Below are 4994 nucleotides of genomic sequence, written 5' to 3' on the forward strand. Positions count from 1 at the left end.
AGCCAGTATGAAAGAAAACATTGATTTGGCCATCAATGATAATGCAATGGCCAAAGATAACCTCAGCAGCCAAATAGTTGATTTTGAAAATGAGCTGGATAAATTTAAAAATGGTGGTGTACTTACCACCTCCAAAGTTGAGATTGGCTCAGGCTCTGACAGACTCAATAAACTGATCAGCAACTCGCAACCAGCCTGGCAGCAACTAAAAGATAATATTGCCATTATCATCAACGAAGAGCATCAGAAAGATACTACAATACAACAAGCTGTTATGGTTGTTATTGATGATTCAACTACGACCACCGAAATTCAGGACAAACAAATAACAGTTGACAATCATGTAGTTAGAAAGGCGGCAAATGCGCTAAGGATAGATCAAAAGAAATTACCTGTCCTTCTGGATGAAATGGAGAATATTTTAAGGCTAGATCAGCAAGAGGCCGATGAAACATTAAGCTTAATATTGATTTTCTTTTTGCTGTTTAATGCAATTGCAATTGTAGTTGTTCTTTTAGCGATAAGAAATTATGTTTTTGTTCCGCTTCAGAATTTGGGCACATTATTTAGTGCCAATGATTTCAGTAAAAAAGCTGAATATGAAAGGAATAATGAAATTGGCACAATAGCCAAAGGCTTTAACAATATTGCATTGGCCTTTCAGCGTTCAACCAATTTTGTATCTAAAATAGGTGAAGGCAAGCTAGATGAGCACCTGGAAGGTATAGATGAATCAAATGCAGACAAAAATAGTCTGGAAGGGGCACTTCTAAACATGCGTGACCAAATGAAACGCATGGAGCTCGAAGAGTCAGAGCGAAAATGGACAACGGGAGGACTTGCCAAATTTGTTGACATACTAAGAGCCAATGATAATGTGCAGGGGCTAAGTGATGCTATCATTTCCAACCTTGTCGACTACACAAAATCAAATCAGGGAGGTATTTATATCATCAATGAGGAAGATCCTGAAAACAAGTACTTGGAATTAATCTCATTATATGCCTTTAATGACAAAAAATACAATCAGAAGAGTTATCGTTTGGGTGAAGGACTTGTTGGACAAACTTACCTTGAACGCAAAACCATTTATTTGTTTGAAATACCTGAAGATTACATAGAAATCACTTCAGGCTTGGGAGATGCCAACCCTACAACAATTTTATTGGTACCTCTTAAAATTGAAAATGATATCTATGGAGTAATAGAATTAGCATCTTTCCATGAGTTTGAAGAATATCAAATTCAATTTGTAGAGAAGTTGGGTGAGAGCATTGCAGCTACCATAGCTGGTGTAAAAGCCAATGAAAAAACAAAACACCTTCTTGAGGAGTCTCAGCAGCTAACGGAACAAATGCAAGCTCAGGAAGAAGAAATGCGCCAAAATATGGAAGAGCTATCTGCTACGCAGGAGGAAATGGCCCGTAAAGAGCAAGCCGTTATGGCTCAGTTAGACGCCATTAACAATTCCCTTGGTACTGCAGAATTCAGTGTGGATGGTGACATTATTACAACGAATGAGAAATACTACCAGTCATTGGGATACGATCATAGCAGCATTGTAAGTGCTAATTTCTTTGTACTACATCCGGATGCAGATATATTCTATGATGTAAGAAGTGGAAATCCATATAGTGGATGGGTTTCAAAAAACCACAAAACTGCTGGTGAGGTCATTTACAAATCCTCATTTAATCCTATTCTGGATGAAGATGGTGAGGTGGTGAAGATAGTAGAGTTGATTGTCCAATTTGAAAAAGAATCTGAAACTGTAGCAGTGGATGAATGGGAAGGGGTCAAAGAGGTTGAAGAAGAATTAAGGCAAAATATGGAAGCCCTTGAAATCACCCAAACACAGCTTGATAATAAATTAAAGACCTCTGAAAAGATTTTGTCAGCATTTAAAAACATTGGGAACTACCTTATTGTAGATACTGAAGGTAACATACTTGAAGTGAACAACAATGCTCAAAACCAATTAGGTGGTGATCATCAAAATATATCGACTATTTTTGAGACCCCTACCAATATTGTTTTAGCTGAAGGAGATCAAAAAGAATTAAAAATATTAAATGCCGGAACCATAAGTGTTTCAGTTAGAGATATATCGGGTGATAAAACGAGTAAAAAGCTCCTTATCATTTGGTCATAGCATTTAAAGTGGAATAATAGAAAAATTAAAAAATTAATAAATGAAAATTTATTAATTTACGAGATACAATAAATACCTCTAAGCCCATCGATTCATGAAGGAAATTGATATTGCAGACTTAAAGAAGATCACGGAGGTGGTAAAGACAAAGTATAATTACGATTTTACTAATTATGCTATGTCTTCCTTTAAAAGAAGAATCTCTCGCATACTTGAGATAAAGAGTATGACCATGGAAACGTTGATGAAAAGGCTATACGATCCGGGATTCCTTGATGATTTTCTAAACGAAATTACTGTCAACGTTACTGAGATGTTCCGTGACCCCTCTTTTTGGCGAGTATTAAGAGATGATATTATCCCTGGCATTCTACTCAATCATCAAAAGATTAGGATATGGCATGCTGGTTGTTCTTCTGGTGAAGAAGTCTTTTCTATGGCCATTTTGTTGAGAGAGATGAATCTGCTTGATAATGCAAGTATTATTGCAACGGATTTAGATACCAATATTTTAGATAGAGCTAAGAGTGGTGAGTACAATATCAAGAATATGGAGCTTAATGAGAAGAACTATATTCGGTATCAGGGCACTAAATCATTAAAAGATTATTATAAAGAGGTAAATGGAAAAGCCGTTTTAGATAAGACATTGGTTGAAAATGTTTCTTTCCGTAAGCATGACCTTGTTAACGGTGAGGTATTTAACAAATTCGATCTTGTACTTTGTAGAAATGTGATGATTTATTTTAATCAAACACTTCAAAATGAGGTGCTAAAGAAATTTCATGAAAGTTTATTTAAATATGGTTACTTGGCCATCGGTTCCAAGGAATCTCTCATTTGGTGTGACATTGCGAGCAAGTTTATAATTGTTAACAACGAAGAGAAGATTTATAAGAAAATAAAAGATTGAGAGACTTTTAAAATCGGTGACGAACTTTAATTTAGATAATCGGTATAAGGCCATCGTAATTGGAGGGTCAGCAGGTAGTTTTCAAGGTATTGTAAAAATACTTTCAAATCTGCCTAACAATTTTCCATTGCCAATTATTATGTGTCTTCATAGATTGAAGCATGTTAGAAATGGCTTCGTAGAAGCTCTTTCAATAAAAAGTATTGCTGAAATTGTAGAGCCGTATGACAAACAACCAATAAAAAAAGGTAAAGTATATTTGGCACCATCTAATTACCATATGTGCACAGAGTTAGGTCATTATTTCAGTTTATCTACTGAAGAGATGATCAACAATTCACGACCAGCCATTGACTTAACTTTGGGTACAACGGCTTATGTCTTTAGAGATAAGCTTATTGGGATTTTATTATCTGGTGCTAATCGAGACGGTGGATTAGGAATGAAATACATTAAGGATAGAGGAGGTTTAACAATTGTTCAGGATCCGGCAGAATGTATGATCGAAACAATGCCAAAAGCAGCAATGAATGCAACAACAATTGACCATGTCCTAAAGATTGATGAAATTGTAGAGTTTTTCAAACAATTACATAAACAGTATAAGTAAATGAAATTAGATCAACGCAAGTTAAGTATAGTTATATCCCTTATTTACATAATAAGTGTTCTGATTGTTGCTTATACTCTCATCACACTTCAAAATGATCTTGTTTATGGCAGTCAGGCCTTAGATGTTTCTCAAATTTCGAGTGCACAACCGGTTCTTATCAAGCTTTATGTGACATGTGGTATTTCTATTCTTATAGGCCTTAGCTTGGTTTATTTCTTCTTTAATAATAAGAGTATGGAAATAATCTATGTTGAGAAGAAGGACGACAAAAAGAAAAAAACAGATGAAGATGAGGACAAGAAGAACGAAGATAAAAAGTTAGACTTCTCATCAATTAAAGACATTTCAGCTGCTAAGGCTAAATCAGAAGAAAAAATTCTGACGCATGGACTAACAGAGATTTGCAAAAATTTGGAAGCTGGAGCTGGAGCATATTATACCGTTCGTGAAGATGGTGAGAAAAAAGTGCTTCAAATGAATGCAACCTACGCACTTAGTTTGGGTGAGAGTCAAAGACCTACCTTCGAGTTTGGTGAAGGTCTAGTTGGTCAGGTAGCAGCTGAGCAAAAGCCTATAAATCTTGATGATATACCCGATGGCTATATTAAAATCATTTCTGGCTTAGGAAGTGCATCACCAACCCATGTTTTATTATGTCCTGTGCAATATGCTGGTGAATTATGTGGAGTTGTAGAAATAGCATCCTTCACCGCATTTAATAAACAACACATAGATGCAGTAGATGAAGCATTCAAATTAATAACTGGTAACTTATACGGAAAACCTTCAGATAAAAAAGAAGCTCCAAAGGCTGATGAAGTGAAGGAAGAAAAGAAACCGGTGAAAAAGACAGCTAAAAGTAAAGGAACTAAAAAAGATTAAAACATATCAAATATATGTTTAAACAGATATCCATAAGTACGAAAATTACAGGTCTAGTTATCAGCATTGTCGTGGTAACACTTCTGGCCATTAGTTACATTTCCTATCGTCAGAGCAAGGAAGCTGTGCAGCAAAGATACAGCGAAAGCCTGCGCGTGGTAAGCGAAAGTAAAGCCAGTAAACTCAAAACTTCTTTTGACCATGTAGTTGCAAGTTTAAAATTCATGCAGCAAGCCAAGGATTTGAAAGAAGGCATAACGGCATCCTCAAGTTCCAGTAGTTCAGGCGGAAGCGGAATGGATTTCGATTTTGGTGGTGGTGCAGATGAAGCAGATCCTTTTGCTGCCGAAGAGGAAGAGGCAGATCCTTTTGCTTCTTTTGATGAGCCGGTAGAAGACGACCCTTTCGGAGGAGGATTTGAAGATTTTGGTGAA

The 4994-nt window shown here is 36.1% G+C and carries 4 protein-coding genes and 1 pseudogene; all 5 read left to right on the forward strand.

What is annotated here, in order from left to right; translation table 11 throughout:
- Positions 1-2152: GAF domain-containing protein (locus E1140_RS01950; protein ID WP_155178480.1), on the forward strand; the 2152-nt coding region annotated here is incomplete at its 5' end.
- Positions 2153-2246: 94 nt separating this feature from the next.
- Positions 2247-3065, forward strand: coding sequence for a CheR family methyltransferase (locus E1140_RS01955; RefSeq protein ID WP_155178482.1), 819 nt, complete (start codon positions 2247-2249; stop codon positions 3063-3065).
- Between the two features lie 16 nt (positions 3066-3081).
- Complete coding sequence (locus E1140_RS01960) at positions 3082-3675, forward strand: chemotaxis protein CheB (protein ID WP_185153372.1); 594 nt, start codon at positions 3082-3084, stop codon at positions 3673-3675.
- Complete coding sequence (locus E1140_RS01965) at positions 3676-4560, forward strand: GAF domain-containing protein (RefSeq protein ID WP_155178484.1); 885 nt, start codon at positions 3676-3678, stop codon at positions 4558-4560.
- A gap of 14 nt (positions 4561-4574) precedes the next feature.
- Positions 4575-4994 (forward strand): annotated as a pseudogene (locus E1140_RS01970) (hypothetical protein); the annotation flags it as partial.

Origin of the sequence: Fulvivirga lutimaris, from assembly GCF_009711525.1 — a bacterium.
In the GTDB taxonomy this organism is placed as follows: Bacteria; Bacteroidota; Bacteroidia; order Cytophagales; family Cyclobacteriaceae; genus Fulvivirga; species Fulvivirga lutimaris.